At 62.4% G+C, this 15,788-nt stretch carries 16 protein-coding genes; 5 read left to right on the top strand and 11 right to left on the bottom strand.

Going from position 1 to position 15,788, the window contains the following annotated elements; translation table 11 throughout:
- Positions 1 to 66: 66 nt before the first annotated feature.
- The 8 genes from ACFSQT_RS22865 to ACFSQT_RS22830 all read right to left on the bottom strand — a co-directional run bounded on the left by ACFSQT_RS22865 (position 67) and on the right by ACFSQT_RS22830 (position 7,782).
- Positions 67 to 795, bottom strand: coding sequence for an ABC transporter ATP-binding protein (locus tag ACFSQT_RS22865; RefSeq protein WP_379022374.1), 729 nt, complete (start codon positions 793 to 795; stop codon positions 67 to 69).
- Positions 788 to 1,516, bottom strand: a complete 729-nt coding sequence (locus ACFSQT_RS22860) for an ABC transporter ATP-binding protein (protein ID WP_379022483.1) — start codon at positions 1,514 to 1,516, stop codon at positions 788 to 790. The genes ACFSQT_RS22865 and ACFSQT_RS22860 overlap by 8 nt, the downstream gene beginning before the upstream one ends.
- Complete coding sequence (locus tag ACFSQT_RS22855) at positions 1,516 to 2,496, bottom strand: branched-chain amino acid ABC transporter permease (RefSeq protein ID WP_379022372.1); 981 nt, start codon at positions 2,494 to 2,496, stop codon at positions 1,516 to 1,518. Before ACFSQT_RS22855 ends, ACFSQT_RS22860 begins: the two co-directional genes overlap by 1 nt.
- Positions 2,493 to 3,359, bottom strand: coding sequence for a branched-chain amino acid ABC transporter permease (locus ACFSQT_RS22850; protein ID WP_379022370.1), 867 nt, complete (start codon positions 3,357 to 3,359; stop codon positions 2,493 to 2,495). The genes ACFSQT_RS22855 and ACFSQT_RS22850 overlap by 4 nt, the downstream gene beginning before the upstream one ends.
- Before the next feature lie 60 nt (positions 3,360 to 3,419).
- Positions 3,420 to 4,628, bottom strand: coding sequence for an amino acid ABC transporter substrate-binding protein (locus ACFSQT_RS22845; RefSeq protein ID WP_379022368.1), 1,209 nt, complete (start codon positions 4,626 to 4,628; stop codon positions 3,420 to 3,422).
- Positions 4,629 to 4,993: 365 nt separating this feature from the next.
- Positions 4,994 to 6,199 carry an NAD(P)/FAD-dependent oxidoreductase gene (locus ACFSQT_RS22840; protein WP_379022366.1) on the bottom strand — a complete coding sequence of 402 codons (1,206 nt, stop codon included), beginning with the start codon at positions 6,197 to 6,199 and terminating at the stop codon, positions 4,994 to 4,996.
- 72 nt (positions 6,200 to 6,271) lie between these two features.
- Positions 6,272 to 6,589, bottom strand: a complete 318-nt coding sequence (locus ACFSQT_RS22835) for a 2Fe-2S iron-sulfur cluster-binding protein (RefSeq protein ID WP_379022364.1) — start codon at positions 6,587 to 6,589, stop codon at positions 6,272 to 6,274.
- A gap of 11 nt (positions 6,590 to 6,600) precedes the next feature.
- Positions 6,601 to 7,782, bottom strand: coding sequence for a cytochrome P450 (locus ACFSQT_RS22830; protein ID WP_379022363.1), 1,182 nt, complete (start codon positions 7,780 to 7,782; stop codon positions 6,601 to 6,603).
- 100 nt (positions 7,783 to 7,882) lie between these two features.
- Here ACFSQT_RS22830 and ACFSQT_RS22825 point away from each other — a divergent pair, with 100 nt between their 5' ends.
- On the top strand, positions 7,883 to 8,836 hold the full coding sequence (locus ACFSQT_RS22825; protein WP_379022362.1) for a LysR family transcriptional regulator: 954 nt from the start codon (positions 7,883 to 7,885) through the stop codon (positions 8,834 to 8,836).
- Positions 8,837 to 8,906: 70 nt separating this feature from the next.
- On the opposite strand, the gene ACFSQT_RS22820 is transcribed toward ACFSQT_RS22825, so the two are convergent.
- Together ACFSQT_RS22820 and ACFSQT_RS22815 are read right to left on the bottom strand one after the other, a co-directional pair.
- On the bottom strand, positions 8,907 to 9,449 hold the full coding sequence (locus ACFSQT_RS22820) for a cupin domain-containing protein (protein WP_379022361.1): 543 nt from the start codon (positions 9,447 to 9,449) through the stop codon (positions 8,907 to 8,909).
- A 63-nt stretch (positions 9,450 to 9,512) separates the two neighbouring features.
- Positions 9,513 to 10,613, bottom strand: a complete 1,101-nt coding sequence (locus ACFSQT_RS22815; protein WP_379022481.1) for an alcohol dehydrogenase catalytic domain-containing protein — start codon at positions 10,611 to 10,613, stop codon at positions 9,513 to 9,515.
- A gap of 239 nt (positions 10,614 to 10,852) precedes the next feature.
- On the opposite strand from ACFSQT_RS22815, the gene ACFSQT_RS22810 reads away from it, so the two are divergent.
- From ACFSQT_RS22810 to ACFSQT_RS22795, 4 genes are all read left to right on the top strand, one after another.
- Positions 10,853 to 11,698 (top strand): fumarylacetoacetate hydrolase family protein, encoded by an 846-nt coding sequence (locus ACFSQT_RS22810; RefSeq protein WP_379022359.1) that lies wholly within the window; start codon positions 10,853 to 10,855, stop codon positions 11,696 to 11,698.
- 92 nt (positions 11,699 to 11,790) lie between these two features.
- On the top strand, positions 11,791 to 12,690 hold the full coding sequence (locus ACFSQT_RS22805; RefSeq protein WP_379022357.1) for a VOC family protein: 900 nt from the start codon (positions 11,791 to 11,793) through the stop codon (positions 12,688 to 12,690).
- Between the two features lie 91 nt (positions 12,691 to 12,781).
- A complete protein-coding gene (locus tag ACFSQT_RS22800; protein WP_379022355.1) occupies positions 12,782 to 13,663 on the top strand; it encodes an alpha/beta hydrolase in 882 nt (293 codons plus the stop codon).
- 30 nt (positions 13,664 to 13,693) lie between these two features.
- A complete protein-coding gene (locus ACFSQT_RS22795; RefSeq protein WP_379022353.1) occupies positions 13,694 to 14,731 on the top strand; it encodes an Ldh family oxidoreductase in 1,038 nt (345 codons plus the stop codon).
- A 93-nt stretch (positions 14,732 to 14,824) separates the two neighbouring features.
- Here the strand turns inward: ACFSQT_RS22795 and ACFSQT_RS22790 are convergent, their stop codons facing one another.
- On the bottom strand, positions 14,825 to 15,775 hold the full coding sequence (locus tag ACFSQT_RS22790) for a PLP-dependent cysteine synthase family protein (protein ID WP_379022351.1): 951 nt from the start codon (positions 15,773 to 15,775) through the stop codon (positions 14,825 to 14,827).
- Positions 15,776 to 15,788: the final 13 nt, after the last annotated feature.

Here is a 15,788-nt window from a genome sequence, read left to right as displayed (position 1 = left end):
CGACAAATTCGTTCGGGATTCGCGCCGCGGCAAAGTCTCGACCGATGCGCGTTCCAAGGAAGCCCGCTAGCGGACAGCGCTGGCGGATGCTCCCCCCAGATATGCGCGCTCCACGGTCGGGTCGTGGAGAAGCTCGGCGGCGGCACCCTCGCCGACAATCCGACCGGTTTCGATCAGATAGCCCCGGTCGGCGGTCTTGAGGCTCAACCGTGCGTTCTGCTCGACGAGCAGGATGCCGATGCCCTCCGCCGCGATGGTGGCCAGCGATTTGAACAGGTTCTTGGAAAGCAGTGGCGAAAGGCCGAGCGAGGGCTCGTCCAGCATCAGGATGTCGGGCTTCGACATCAGCGCCCGTCCGATCGCAACCATCTGCTGCTCGCCACCCGACATGGTCTGCGCAAGCTGCTCCTCACGCTCCGCGAGGCGCGGGAAGAGGTCGTAGACAAATGCCAGCGTCTTCGCCGCATTGGCCTTGGCCCGACTGGCGTGGGCGCCGATCCGCAAATTCTCCGCGACCGTAAAGTCACCGAAGATGCCTCGGCCTTCCGGCACGAGCGCAATCCCCTCTTCAACGATGAGGTGAGCCTCGAGCCCGCTCACGTCCTTGCCGTTCATCACCACGCGCGAGCCGGATTCCTTGCCGACAAGTCCAGCGATTGCGCCCAGCAGGCTGGACTTGCCGGCGCCGTTCGCACCCAGGATGACGCAGATCTCACCCTTCGAGATCTGCGTCGAAATGCCTTCCAGCGCGACGTGCCGTCCATAGCGGACGCCGAGATTGCTCACCTCAAGCATCGTCGTCTCCCAGATAGGCGCGGATGACTTCAGGATCCGCCAGTACGTCGGCGGACGGCCCATCGGCGATCTTCGTGCCTGAACTCATCACAACGCAACGGCCGCACAGTGCTCGGATCGCATCCATCACATGTTCGACCATGATGACGGTGCGCCCCTGCGCGCTGATCTCGCGGATGAGATCGATGCCGATGGTGAGCTCGGTTGGGTTGAGACCGGCGAGCCATTCGTCGAGCAGCAGAACCTGAGGGTCGCCCGCCAGCGCGCGGGCCAGTTCGATCCGCTTCTGGTCGATGTATGTCATTGCGGAAACAGGCACTGCCTCGCGCCCCCGCAATCCTACCTTGGCAAGAAGTTCGCGCGCCAGCGCCTCGGCCGGCTCTCCCCAAAGCCGTTTGTGCCCGAAGACGGCACCGGCCAGGACATTTTCGACAGCCGTCATGGATGGCAGGACGCGCACCAGCTGAAACGTCCTGGCAACGCCGATCCTGGCTATCCGGTGGGCCGCGAGGCCGGCGATGGGACGATCGTTCAACGCGATCTTGCCCGATGTCGGCGAAAGAGCGCCCGAGATCAGGTTGAGCATGGTCGTCTTGCCCGATCCATTCGAGCCGATCAGCCCCAACAGCTCGCCTTCGGCAACCTCGAAGCTGACGTCGTTGACCGCGACGAGCCCACCGAAGGCCTTGCGGACGTTGTCGATGCGAAGAAGAGGAGGGATCATGGGTTCTCCCCGGAAGGCGTGGGATCGGGCAGCGCAGGCATATCGCGCTGCCCGATCGAACGGCGGAACATAGCCTCGAGCCGGCCGGTCACGCCGTCCGGCAGCAGATAGACAATGGCCAGGAAAGCGATGCCGACGACTATGGGAGTGTGGTTGGGAAACCGGCCCGAGATGAAATCCATCACCAGGGTGAACGGGATCACCCCCACCAGCGGGCCCCAGAGGCGGCGCGTCCCGCCAAGCAGCGCCATGATGACGACCGTGAAGGAAACCATCGGGTTGAATGCCGCCTGCGGGGTTATATAGGCGTATCTCGGCGCCATGATCGCGCCCGCGACCGCGATGAAGGCCCCGGAAACCGCGAACAGAACGATCCGCGAAAGGGCTGTGTCCACGCCAATGTGGCGCGCCACAGTCTCGTCATTGCCGATGATGCGCAAGGCGAATCCGAGCCGCGACCGGTTGATCAGCCATCCGCTCATGAAGATGACGAACGTCAGCCCGAGGAGCATCCAATATAGGTGGGCCTCGCTGAAGTCCGTGAATACGTAGAGCCCGATTTTTCCGCCGAAATTGGTCTGCACCCAGGTCACGAGCTGACCGATCAGTTCGGCGAGACCAAGAGTGAAGATGACGAAATAGGCGCCCGACAGCCTTAGTGTGGCCAACCCCACCAGTATGGCCAGAAGAGAGCCGGAGACCGCCGCGACGAGCAGCAGGGCAGGAAACGGCAGCACGTCAATGAGTATCGCGACCGAATAGGTTCCGACACCGAAGAAGGCGGCACTGGCAAGCGAGACGAGGTGCGTGGGCCCGGAAAACAGCGTCCACGCCGTGCACAGCGCTGCATAGAGCATGATATTGACGCTGAGCGTCAGCCAGAAGCCTCCGGTGACCAGCGGAAGGAAGGCCAGCGCCGCGGCGCCGACAAGCCCCGCGCCCAGAATGGCGAGTTCATTGCGATGAACATGCATCATGCCGGTCGCCTCCCGAACAGGCCCTGCGGGCGGAACAGCAGAACAAGGATGAAGAGCGCGTAGTTCGCTGCGAGCGTGAGCCCGGGGTCCACGAAGCTGGCCACCAGGGTTTCGATCATCCCCAGTATCAGCGCCGCCAGCACCGCGCCCCGCACGTCGCCGACGCCACCCATGGTAACGATGATCAGGGCTTTCATCGTGAAGATGACGCCCATCGAACTGTCGAACGTGTAGAAGGTGGACAAGAGCGTGCCTGCGCAAGCGGTCAGTGCTCCACCCAGCGCGAAGGCAAACGCCGCGGTCTTGCGCACGTCGATCGCGACCAGTCTCGCCGAACGCGGATCGATGGCGACCGCCCTCACCGCCATTCCCTTGTCGGTGCGGTAGAGGAACAGGTAGAGCGCTATCGCGATGACAAGGGCTGCAAGAAAGGCGACGATACGATTCAAGCCAAACGAGCCACCCAGGATGGAGAATGGCTGCGCCAGGAACTGGTAGTTGAAGTAGTCCCCGCCGAACGTCAGCAGCATCAATCCCTGGAATAGGAAGAGCAGCCCGAAAGTCGCGAGGATCGAGTCGACCTCGAGCATGCCGCGGTTTTTGGCGCGTTTGACGAGCGGCAAGAGCAGCCAAGTGTAAATCAGCCAGTTGATCACAAATGCCGCGGGACCGATCAACAGAAGCCCCACGAGGGGGTTCACGTTGTAGCCGGTGTACAGCCAGAAGGTGACGAAGCAGGCCGCCACGAGGGTTTCGCCATTGGCGAGGTTCATGATGCGCGACACGCCGTACTGAAGGGTAAGGCCTAGCGCGATCAGCGTGTACGCACCGCCGAGCAGCACGCCAGTCAGGAGGATTTGCATGAACGAAATCTCAAAAGCGCGGGGCCTGGCGTCATATGCCAGACCCGGGCGCCATTTTGTCTATTTGTTCTGCCAGTCAGGCTTCAGGATCGGTTCTTCCGCACCCTGAAGGCCGCCAGTGGCCCTGACGCCGTGAACCACGCCGTCACGCCATTGGCCGACGGTCCAGTTGCTGTGGTTGATATTGTTGTCGAAGGTGATCTTGCCCAGAACCGTATCGAACGTGCCCGACTGGATCTCTTTGTTGACAGCCGCCTTGTCGATGCTTCCGGTCCGCTCGATTGCCTGCTGCAGGATCTCAAGGCTCGCATAGGCAACCGGGCTCGCCCACCAGTCGGCCTCCTGTCCGGTGACCGCGAGGTGCTCCTTGCGGTAGGCCTGGAAAACGGGATCGTTGGGATTTACGCCACCCATGATGAGGATGCCGTCGGCCGCCTTGCCGAAGCGCTTGCCAAAACCATCCAGATTGCCGCCGACGCTGACGAAGAACGCCTTGGTGTTGAGCCCCTGCAACTGTGCCTGCTCGGTAAGCGCAAATGTGTCCGGCGGATAGGAGTAGGCGACGAAGGCGTCTGGTTTGGCCTCCTTGGCACTGGCGATGACCGGTGCCATGTCCTGATTGCCAAGCGGATAGGATGCTTCATAGACGATGTCGAAGCCGGCCTTCTGGAAAGCCTGCTTGCCGTCCTTGATCATTTCGAGGCCGAACGCATCCGAAACGTTGACCAGCGCGACGCGGTTGCCGATCTTGCCGGCATCACGCATCTGCGTGAGCGTTCCCACGATGCCTTCCGCCAGGCCCTGCGCAGGACCCAACAGCCAGAACGTGTTCGGCCAACGCTGGACGAACTGATCCAGATCGTTGGCGTTGCCGGTCGAAACGATCTGCGGGTAGCCGTATTTCGCGATCAGGGGAGCCGTCGCAAGATTGAGTCCGGTCGAATAGGGCGGGATCAGAAAATCCACCTGGTCTTCCGTCGCAAGCCGCTGGATGTTCTTGACGGCTTCTTCAGGGGCGGATTTGTCGTCGTATTCGACGATCTCGATCGGGCGCTTGTGATCGCCCACCTTGATGCCCCCTTCCTTGTTCACCTTGTCGGCCCAGAGTTTGATATTGGGCCAAAGCACGCCCGAGGCGCCACCGGCCAATGGGCCTGTCTTCGAGGCGCTCACCCCGATCTTGATGGGCTCCTCAGCAGACACCGCGCCGGCAATGCCGAGCGCAAGCCCGGCCGAAAGCATGAGTACTTTGAAACAGCGTCGCAACATTGAAATTCCTCCCATTTTCGTTTCGGCTGCAGTTCATTTCGCCCCCTCCCCGGGGGCGCCTGACAATCGGGAAACGTGTCCGTGATCTACGTCACTTCCTCCAACTTAACAACAAATTTCGACAAGATCAGGATTTTCGTTATTTATGTGAATCAGTGGGCGATGCGACTTTTTTTCGAGTTTGATGCCGCAACGTGAGACTTCCCGGATTGCCCACCACGGTCTCCCACTTGCGCCACTCAGGGCGGGCATATTAGGCATCCTTAACAGTACTCAAATACCGTAACGAATGTCAAATGGATTCTTGTTGCATCCGCCGACACCGCGCGACCGCAAGGCAGGGATGCGCATGTTCGGCCATCGGTTCAGGCCGACGGCTTCGCGAAGATTTCAAGCGCTATGGCCGCGTCCGCGACCTGAGCGGAATCCGGGCTGACTGACATGGCCAGAAGTCGCTTGCCGATCAGGTAGTCGCGGGGCGCGTTCAATCCGTCGACCGCAACCAGCCGCCCATCCCGATAGTACCAGTGCGACCGCCCCGGGCCCTCGCCCTTGCGCACGACCACAGCGTCCTTCGGCCGGGAAATTCCGGCGATCTGCAGTTTCAGATCGAACTGATCCGACCAGAACCAGGGCTTGGGCAGATAGGGCTGGTGTGCGCCCATGATGTTTCGGGCCACGAGATCGCCGCTGTCGATGGCATTGCCGACGCTCTCCATGCGCAATGCGCCTTCCGGGAGCGAGAAGTTCGCGCAGTCGCCGGCCGCCCAGATGCAAGGATCGCTGGTGCGGCCGAAAGCATCGACGACGACGCCGTTGTCGACGAGTAACCCGGCCGCTTCGGCCAAGCCGGTGGCCGGCAGCGCGCCCACGCCGGCCACGACAAGGTCCGCCTCGATCGTCGTGCCGTCGGCCAATCGTGCAGCCGTGACCCGATCGGTTCCGAGCAGGCGGTCCAGCGATTTGCCCAGGTGGAACGTCACGCCCTGCAACCTGTGCAGTGCCTCGACCTCGGCGGCCGTTTCCGCACACGCCACACGCGCCAGAAGGCGGTCGGCGACTTCCACGACGTTGACGACCATGCCGATGCTTCGTGCAACGGCCGCGATCTCAAGCCCGATATAGCCGCCCCCGACAACGAGGAGATTACCGCCCTTTTCGATCGCCGGGCTGAGCCGGTCGATGTCGGTCAGTGACCGGATGGTGAACACACCCGCCAGGCTCCCGCCCATTGCCTCGGGCAATTGGCGAGCAACCGCCCCGGTCGCCAGGACCAGTTGGTCGTAAGGGAGCGTCGCCCCATCGGCCAGGTGAACGCATTGCCGTTGCCGGTCGATCGATCCGACACCGACTCCGGTGCGGACATCGATCGTGTTCTTCTCGTACCAGTCCTCGGCCTTCAGCTTCAGCCGCTCACGCTCCAGATTGCCGAGAAGGTAGGCCTTGGAGAGCGGCGGGCGCTGATAGGGCGCGTAGGGTTCGTCGCCGACCAGCATGATCGCACCCCGGAAGCCGTAGGCCCGCAGCTTTTCCGCCACGGACAATCCGGCCTGCCCGGCGCCGACGATCACTATTCGACTGTCGTCCACGGCGGATGCGGTGGCGAAATGGTCCGGTTGATTGGGCATGGCCGACCGCCGCAGCTACGCCGACGGGACGCGGACGGACACGTTGTCCAGCACGTCACTGATCTTGATCTGGCAGCTCAGCCGGCTCCCCGGCTCGCGCGGCGCGTCAGCAAAATCGAGCATGTCGTTCTCATGGTCGCTGACGGGACCCAGCATCGTCTTGACGTCTTCCGGCAGGACGACATGGCATGTGGCGCAGGCGGCGGAGCCGTTGCATTCGGCGATGATGCCCGGCACGCTGTTGTCCAGCGCGGTTTCCATCAGGGTGCGGCCGTTGCGGGCGTCCACGCGCTGTTGCGTTCCGTCCGGATGAACAAAGATGACCGTCGGCATGGCGCTTGTCCTCAAACGTCCCAAACAACGGGCATGTACGTAGGGCCGCGGAATACCCAACCGCGAACTCGCACCAGTTCGGGATCCTTGAGCCGCAGGTTTCGAAGCCGCTCGAACACCATCGGCACAACGATCTGGCTCACCAGTGCGCGAGAGACCCAGGTTCCCGCGCAGAAATGTGAACCGGCGCCGAAGGCGAGGTGCGATTTCTTTTCGCGGAAGACGTCGAACTTCTCGGGGTCGGCGAACCGGCGGTCGTCATGGTTGGCGGCGCCGACGCAGAGCCCGACCTGTTCGCCTGCCTTGACCAGCGTGCCCGAGATCTCGGCGTCGCGGGTCAGGCGACGCGGATACATGCCGATCGGCGAAATCCATCGCACCGCCTCCTCGAAGGCCGGCGCCCACAGCGATGGATCGGCCCTCACCCGCTCCAGCTGATCGGGGTTCTGCAGCAGTCCCAGGATCATCGTGAGGATAGAATCGCGAGGCTCGTTCAGGCCGCCGCCGAGTGCGACCTTGATGTTGGCGTAGATCTGCTCGACGCTCTGCGGCGGATCGGCCTGCAGCATCGAAGACAACATCGACGGATTGGGGTTCTCGCGGTGGCGGGGCAGCATCCTGTCCACGAGGGCTTCGACCTCGCGGGCCGCCTCTTTCGCCTTGCGCGCAATTTCGGGGTCATGAGAATAGTTTCCGGACCCGTCGATCAGCGACTGCGACCAGAACACCATCGTCTGCCAGTCGACCCCCTCGAATCCCAGGATCTCCCCCAGCGCACGCGCCGCTATCGGCGCCGCGAGTTCTTCGAAGAATTCCGCCTCGCCCTTGTGCTCGATCTGGGCGATGACCTCATCGGCGATCGCCCGCATCGGATCGGCCCAGCAGCGCTTGACGACACCGGGTCGCAGGCTCGGATCCAGCGCCGCGCGCTCCCGCGCATGATCGTCGCCGTCCTTGCGCATCAGGTTCGGCCCGATCACCGTGTTCAGAAGGGAGCCCGGATTGACGGACGAGAAGGTCTCCGGATCACGCTCGATATTCATGACGTCATCGAAGCGCGTGACCATCATGATGTTGGCTGCCTCGACCTTGACCACCGGCCCGAGGTCGCGGACGCGCTTGAATACAGGATACGGATTGGCCAGCAGATCCTCGAACACGATGTCGCTTACGACCTTGACGGGCTCGCCCATGTGTTTTCTCCCTTTTCGGGACTGATACAAAAAGGAGGCTGCATCCAGCAAGTCGATGGGTTAGATACATGTTATCGAAATCTTGCATGGAGAGGCTTGAATGCTGCCCGAGGAACTCGCCAGCATCGATCTGGGGGCGCTGCAGACGCTGATCGCGGTGCAGGACTGCGGCTCCTTCTCGGAGGCGTCGATGCGTCTGGGCGTCAACCAGTCGACGATCAGCTACACGATCAAGCGACTGCGCGGGGCGTTCAACGACCCTCTGTTCGTCCGGCAGGGGAACGCGGTTCTCGCCACCGAGAAATGCAGTCAGCTCGCGCAGGAGGCGCGGCGCATCATCGAGCAGATGGGAGCAATCTCGTCTCCGCTAGGGTTCGATCCCGCGACGGCGGAAGGCAACGTGACGATCTCATGCAATCATCACGAGCGGATGTTTCTGATCCCTGACCTTGTACGCCGGGCCCAGCGGGAAGCACCCAATGCCCGGATCCACATCTTTGAATCGGCGGTGGACGGAAGGCAGCACCTCAAGCAGAACACGAGCGACATCGTTCTCGGTCCGGTTTCTATCTTTGGGGAGGCGTTCTACCGCCGCAAGATGTTTACCGACTTCTACGCATGCGTGATGGATCCGGGGCACCCACTCGCACAGGGTGATGTGAGCCTCGAACGATACCGGACGATGCAACACGTCGCTGTGACCCACAATGGTCGCTGGGAGGCTCTCTACTTTGCGGCGCTGCGGGCGATGGACATCGCCATCACACCCGCGGTGACGGTCTCGAGCCACGACATCCTTGAGCGGCTGATCCCTGGCTCCGATCTGGTGGCGACGATACCCTACCGACTGGCGGGCCGGCTTTCGGAGAGACTGGCGCTACGCCGCTTTCCAGTCGATGTCTCGATACAGGTCGACATGTACTGGACCGAGAGGACCCATCATTCCGGCTTGCATCGCTGGGTTCGACAAATCCTGGCAGACGTGGCGCGCACCAATCTGCGCGACGAGGAGGCGGGGGATATCGCCTGGGAAGGCGCGCCGGACACGCCGTAGGGCGAAACGCCGCCAGAACGACGCGCGTCCGCGGGCCGGTAGCCATCGAACGCGGTTCGGATGAGAGGCCTCAAGCCGTCCTGGCGCCGAGCATGACCACCGACACCGTCACCGGCTCGCTGGTCGGATTTCGCCACGCATGGCGCGTGCCTTGCTGCACAACCGTATCCCCCTGATGCAGCTCCACGCTCTTGCCGTCGTCGAGTTCGAGCACAACCGTGCCTTTGACGACGGTGACATAGTCGACCGTCGGCGTCGTGTGCATGCCCGGATGATCCGGTTCGAACCGCTCGGCGATACCAGGGGCCGCCTTGCCATGCTCAGGCAGAGCCAGTTCCGGCTTCCAGTCTGGCGACATCACCACGCTGTCCGGCGGGAAGGTGATCAGCCAGAACACCGACCCACCGACCGAGGCGAGAAGCGTGCCGTCCGCAGCCATCGGATCGGTGTTGCCAGGCGTGGCTAGATCGGGCGAGCCGTCGATCTTCCATTGCGGCGAGGAAACAAAACCCGGCGTGTGCTGTAACGCCATTTCGCGCGGTGAGATGCCGTCGCTAAGGAATACCGATTTTCCTGCAGCGTTCCTGGCGGTGACGACGCGGCGAATATTCATGTCTTATCCTCCCAACGGACAATTTGGATACTATCTGGTATCAGCATACCATTCGGTACGCAATTATGGATGGATCACAAAATTCGAGAAGCCGCCATGGCGCACGGCGATACCCGAAATCGCTTCGTTGACCCGCCCCATGGGCGTCGCGTGGGTCTCCAGAAGACCGAAGCTGACTTTGCCGATGCCGACGAGGTCGGCCATTTCCTGGCCTTCGGCGGTCGTCAGCCAGGCCGAACCGATCAGGCGCTGGTTGCGGTCCATCATCATGTGTACGTCGACGGAAACCGCGCCCATCACCGCACCAATATCGACGGCGATACCGCCGCGGCGCAGCGCCTTGAGGCCCGCCAGGAAGGGCTCGTGCGGCGTGCCCGGTCCGCTGCAGTCGATGAAGGCATCGACACCCTCGCTATAAGCTGTCCTCGAACGAGCCCATTCGTCCGGTAAGCCTTCCTCCAGCGAATGCGTCTCGATGATGCCGGGCGCCAGGGCCTCGATTTCCTTCAGCAACTTCTTGTCGCGCCCGGTGCCGAGGATCTTCTTCACGCCGAAGGACGGACCGAAGACCGCGATCGAGATGCCGAGCGTGCCGGAAATGCCGTTGACGAGGATCGTGTCGCCGGGGCCGACCCGCGCCTTTTTCAGGGCCGAATAACCCGTGCCCATATAGCCGAGCCGCGCCGCCTGGTCGAAACTCATATTGTCGGGGAGCGACACGATCGCCGATGCCGGCGCGGCCATGTATTCGGAAATGCCGCCAACCGGGTAGTCTTCGAATGTCTGCAAAGCGTCGTGGCTGAACCCGAAATAGCCCTGGAAGGCGTAGTGGCGGCAGGAGATGGTGTCGCCGCGCCGGCAATGGCGGCAACTGCCGCACGAGCGCCCCGGATTGACGTAGACACGATCCCCGGGCTTCAGATTGTGGACCTGACTGCCCACCGCGGCGATCTCGCCGGCTGGATCAAGGCCGAAGATTGCCGGCAGCGGCGGCTGCGGCATGTGCGGAAACCAGGTCGGCCACATCGCCAGTATGTTGGCTAGGTTCGGAACGATGCCGCACGATTTGACACGCACGAGAACGTCCATCGAGCCGAGCTTCGGGACCGGCACGTCCTCGATCCTGAGTTGGCCGCCGACCTCGTGCATACGCGCGGCCTTCATCGCCTGTGGAATTGCTGTCACGTCGATTTCTCCCTTTCGCTCAAACCAGTGCGGGCCGAGCTTTCGGCGCACAAATGGGTCTCCTCCGAGATGGGATCGGTAGGTCGCATAGTTTTTTCGAAATATCAATCTTTTTTCGTAACTATGCGCTATAGACTGAGACTCGCCTTCGCGAGTGCCATCTTCCAGCGAGGGATCGCCCGCTTTCCGGGCGCGCCTTCCAGGAACCAGGTGAGCCGTTGAAATTCGCTTCTTTCATTGACATTTCCGGTCCCGGCTACGGGATCGTCGACGGTGAAACCATCCTGCGGCTGGATACCATTCCCGGCGCGCCACAGGACCTCAAAGCCTATGTCGGGAGCCACTTCCCCGACCTCGCGCCAAGTGAGCGCAACCTTGAGACCGTGTGGCTGAAGGACGTCACCCTGCTCCCGCCGATTCCCAACCCAGGCAAGATCTTCTGCGTCGCCACCAATTTCCACGAGGAGGGCAAGGCGGCGCCCGAGTTTCCGCTGCTGTTCATGCGCAACGCCGAAGCGCAAACTGGTCACGGAGGCGCGCTCGTCAAGCCAACAGTGTCCGAGAAGTTCGATTTCGAGGGCGAACTGGCGGCAATCATCGGCCGCCGCGCGCACAAGATCGTGGCCGCCGAAGCGATGGCATATGTTGCCGGCTATGCCTGCTTCAACGAAGGGAGCGTCCGCGACTGGCAGAAACACTCAAGCCAGTTCACGCCCGGAAAGAACTTCTTTCACAGCGGCGCGTTCGGTCCCTGGATGGCGTGCACACAGGAGATCCCGGATCCGAAGCGGCTTTTCCTGGAGAGCCGGGTCAATGGCGTGACCATGCAGTCGGTCGCGATCGACCGGATGATCTTCGATATACCTTGGCTCATTTCCTACATCTCGACTTTCGCTCCGCTCGACCCTGGCGACGTCATTGTTACGGGCACGCCATCGGGCTTCGGCGCCAGCCGCAATCCGCCACGGTTTCTTTTCCCCGGCGATGAGGTCGAGATCGAAATCCCAGGCATTGGAACGCTGCGAAACACAGTGGTCGGAGATAGCTTGCAAAATATTTCGTAATAATATTTAATTTCGAAAATTGTTGCCCTTGGGTTCAGTTTGATCTAAGCAGGTCGCCAGGGCCATGCTGCGGCCGCAGGAGGAGAATAGTGATGCACCTGGTGTTCGGGGTCGGTCACATAAAGCTGAATGTCCGTGACGTGGGGGCAGTGATCCATGATTCGACAGAGATTCTCGGTTTGCGGGTCACCGGGCAGATGGCGGACCAGACATGGCTGAGCTCGAATGGCCGCAAGGCCGAGCTCGTGCTTGTCCAATCCGATGAGAATTCCTGCCATACGATCGGGCTCGAAGCCCTGACCGCCGAAGCCGTGGCGGAAGCCGCCTCACGCGTGGAGGGCGCCGGCTGCCGAATTCTTTCGCGAGAACCCAGCATGGCGTGCTGTGACGCCGGCATGACGTTCGCGACGCCGGAAGGACTGCGTTTCGAGGTTCATACCCCGGCACGCGACGATATGTACAACCCGCGCTACCCAACCAACGGCATCAAGCCGCGGCGGCTCGACCATATCAACCTCATCACCCCCGACCCGGTCGCCACCAGGCGGCAGCTTTCCGAAATATGCGGCATGCAGCTTACCGAACGCATGGTCAACGAGGCCCTGAGCTGGATGTATGGCGGCAACCGCCAGCACCATATTCTCGGTCTGGCAAAGGGCCCGGCCGGGCTCCACCACTACTCCTTCGAATTCAGCCACTTCAGCGATTACTGCCGGCTCGGCGACATTCTCGACGGCTTCGATCGCCAGCTCCTTTGGGGACCGGGCCGCCATCGTCCGGGCGACAACACCTATGCCTACTATCTCGATGCCAGTGGGGCGATGGTCGAGTGTTCCGGCGCCATGCACACGGTCGCCGACGACGCCCACTTCGTGCCCAACGTCATCACCAACCTGGAGCGGCCGGGAAACGTGCGCCAGATGAATGTCTGGGGCTCTCCCGCTCCCCAGGAGTGGCGCGAGCATCATTTTCCGTTCGCCAGGATCGACTGATCGGCGCAGCCGCCGGTCGCCCTTCGCGGACCGTAAGAAGCAAGGCGAAGCAGCTCGACCTGACGGGCGCTGCTTCCGATAGGAGATCGCAATGCAGGAAAAACTGACGTTCGAATCCGACGGTCTGAGACTGTCGGCGGTTCTGCATATTCCCGACAGCTATCAGTCCGGGCAGAAGCTGCCCGCCTTCATCGTTTGCCATGGTTTCGTCGGCTCGAAGGACGAGTCGCATGCCCAGATCCAGGCCGAGATGATGGAAGGATTCGGCTACGCTGCCTTGCGTTTCGATTTCCGTTCTTGCGGGGAAAGCGAGGGCGATCGCGGCCAGGTCCGCTGCTTCGACCAGATCGCGGACGCCAAGAACGCGCTGACCTTTCTCGCCAGGCGCCCCGAGATCGATCCGAAGCGTATTGGCATCACCGGCCACAGCTTCGGTGCTGCCGTGTCGGTCTACACCGCCGGCGTCGACGACCGCGTGGCGTGCTGCCTGTCGTCCTGCGGCTGGGGTAATGGCGAGCGCAAATTCCGCGGGCAGCACCCGACGCCGGAATCCTGGGACAGGTTCATCGGCATTCTGGAGGCAGGCCGCAGGCACAAGCAAGAGACCGGCACAAGCATGTGGATGTCGCGGTTCGACGCCGTGCCGATCCCCGAGCAACTGCGCAAGAACCTGTCGCCCAAGGCGATCATGGAAATCCCGACGGAAACGGCCTGGTCGATGATGAACTTCCGGGCTGATGACGTCGTGGCGAACATCGCGCCGCGGCCGCTGCTGCTGTTCCACACCGCAAACGACATCATAACGCCGACGGTCGAATCGATACGCATGTTCGAGAAGGCAGGGCAGCCGACCGAACTGATGCTGATCGACACCACGGCGCACTTCCCGCTGGCGCCCAATGACGCACCGCGCACCAGGATGATGATCAAGGGGTGGCTCGACAAGTTCTTCCCGGCGACGCCGACCACCTGAGACGCACGGCCCGAGCCAGGAGAACAGCGCATGCCAGTCGTCCAACAATCCCAATTGACCGACTTTTCCACCGCGCTGCTATGTGCCGCCGGCTTTACGCCGGAGGAAGCAGCGCAGACTGCGGATCTGCTGGTCTGGGCCAACCTTCGCGGCGCGGATTCGCATGGTGTTCTCAGGCTCCCCCGCTACATCGAAATGGTCGAAACCGGTGTGATCCGTACCGGTCAGCAACCAACGGTGATCCGGGAATTCGGAGCCATTTGCGTCCTGGATTTCGGAAAGGCGCCCGGCTCGGTCGCGATGATGCATGCCGCAGGCAAGGCGGGAGACCTGGCCGAAAAGTTCGGCATCGGTTGGTGCGGCGCCCGCGCCATGTCGCATGCCGGGGCGATCGGCTATTTCACGAATAGACTGGCTACCCAGGGGTTCGTGGGCATTGCCATGACTGCGTCCAAGCCGCTGATGAGTTATTTCGGCGCCAAGGGCGAAGCCTTGTCGACCAATCCGTTGTCGATCGCCGTTCCGCGCCCCGACGGCGCCCAGCCGATCGTCCTGGACATGTCCACTGCGGCTGTCGCACTTGGCAAGATCATGGCGGCCAGGGAAGCGGGCCAGCCCATTCCAAGGGGCTGGGCCATCGACGCCGACGGCGCCGAAACGGAAGATCCGCATGCCGTGGCGTCCATTCTACCGATGGCCGGCCCAAAGGGATCCGGATTGTCACTGATGATCGAGATCCTGGCGAGCGTTCTGGTCGGCAACTCCATCATTGCCCCTGCCCTGTCCGGTGACAGTACGGGCGGCTTCAACGGCCTCGTGCTTGCCGTCAATCCCGCGGCGTTTGGAGATGTGCCATCGTTCCTCACCTCGGTGGAACGGCTGGCGGACGCGATCCACGCGCTCGAGCCCGTCTCCGACCGCGACGGCGTCAAGCTGCCCGGGGAGCGCGGATTTGAAACCCAGCGCGAGCGCAGCGCCAAGGGCATACCGCTGGCTGCCGGCACAGCCTGGAATCTCGCCAAGGCGGCAGGCAGGCTCGGGCTCGCCGTGCCCGCATTCCTGACGTAACACCCGCCCTGGCCAACTGCGCGCTGCCGACAGCGGGCGACCGTTCATCCGAACGGCTTCTGGACTAGAGTCGGATCCGAAAGGTTCGATGCGCTATAGCCGATCGAAAAGAGTTCCAGCGGTGTACTTAAGGCCGCTGTCGCAAGCTACGGTGACGACGGTGGCGGCAGGTCCAAGTTCCTTGGCAAGCTCGATCGCGGCCACCACGTTGAGGCCGGTCGACGTTCCGGCGAAGATGCCTTCCTCGCTCGCCAGCCGCCGGCACATCGCGCGTGCTTCGGCCTCCGATATTCCGCGTGCTTCGTCGTAGATCGGGTGCTCGCGAAGCAGCGGCGGCATGAAGCCGATACCGATCCCCTCGACGTGGTGCGTCCCGGCGTGACCCTGCGTGACGACCGGCGACGATGCCGGCTCCAGCAAGACGATACGCGTTGCCGGATCGACGCCCTTCAGCGCCCGTGCGACCCCGATCAGCATCCCGCCGATACCGACAGCACCGCAGAACGCGGTGATGCCGTCGGGGAACTGCGCAAGCAGTTCCTGCCCGATGGTTTCATAGCCTGCCAGGGAGTCGCAATTGTTGAACTGATCGGAAAAGAGATAGCCATCCGTCGCACCCAGTTCGCGAGCGCGGGCGATCATGCTCGGGATAAGGTCGGCGGTGATTTTGCCCGAGGGGCTGTCGATCAAGTCGACCGTCGCGCCGAACGCCGCAATGGTTCTCAACTTCTCCTGCGCGAACGCATTGGAGGAAACGACGTGGAAGCCGTAACCTCGGACAGCGCAGACAAATGCCAGCGACGAGCCGGTGCTGCCGCCGCTTGCCTCGACCACGGTCATTCCGGGCTTCAGCGAGCCGCGACGCTCCGCCCCCTGAACGATCGTCTTCGCCATCCTGTCCTTGTACGACCCGGTTGGGTTGAAATACTCCAGCTTGACGAAGACCCTTCCGACCCCTTCGGGAACGACGCGATTGAGCTGGACCACTGGCGTATTGCCAATGGCGTCGAGCATTGAACTGGCGGGGCGAGGATCGGTGTCCATTCAAACCTTACCC

Source organism: Mesorhizobium calcicola (assembly GCF_042682105.1).
Taxonomy (GTDB): domain Bacteria; phylum Pseudomonadota; class Alphaproteobacteria; order Rhizobiales; family Rhizobiaceae; genus Mesorhizobium; species Mesorhizobium calcicola.
Note: the sequence above shows the minus strand (reverse complement) of the source record. Positions and strands in the feature narration are given on the sequence as shown.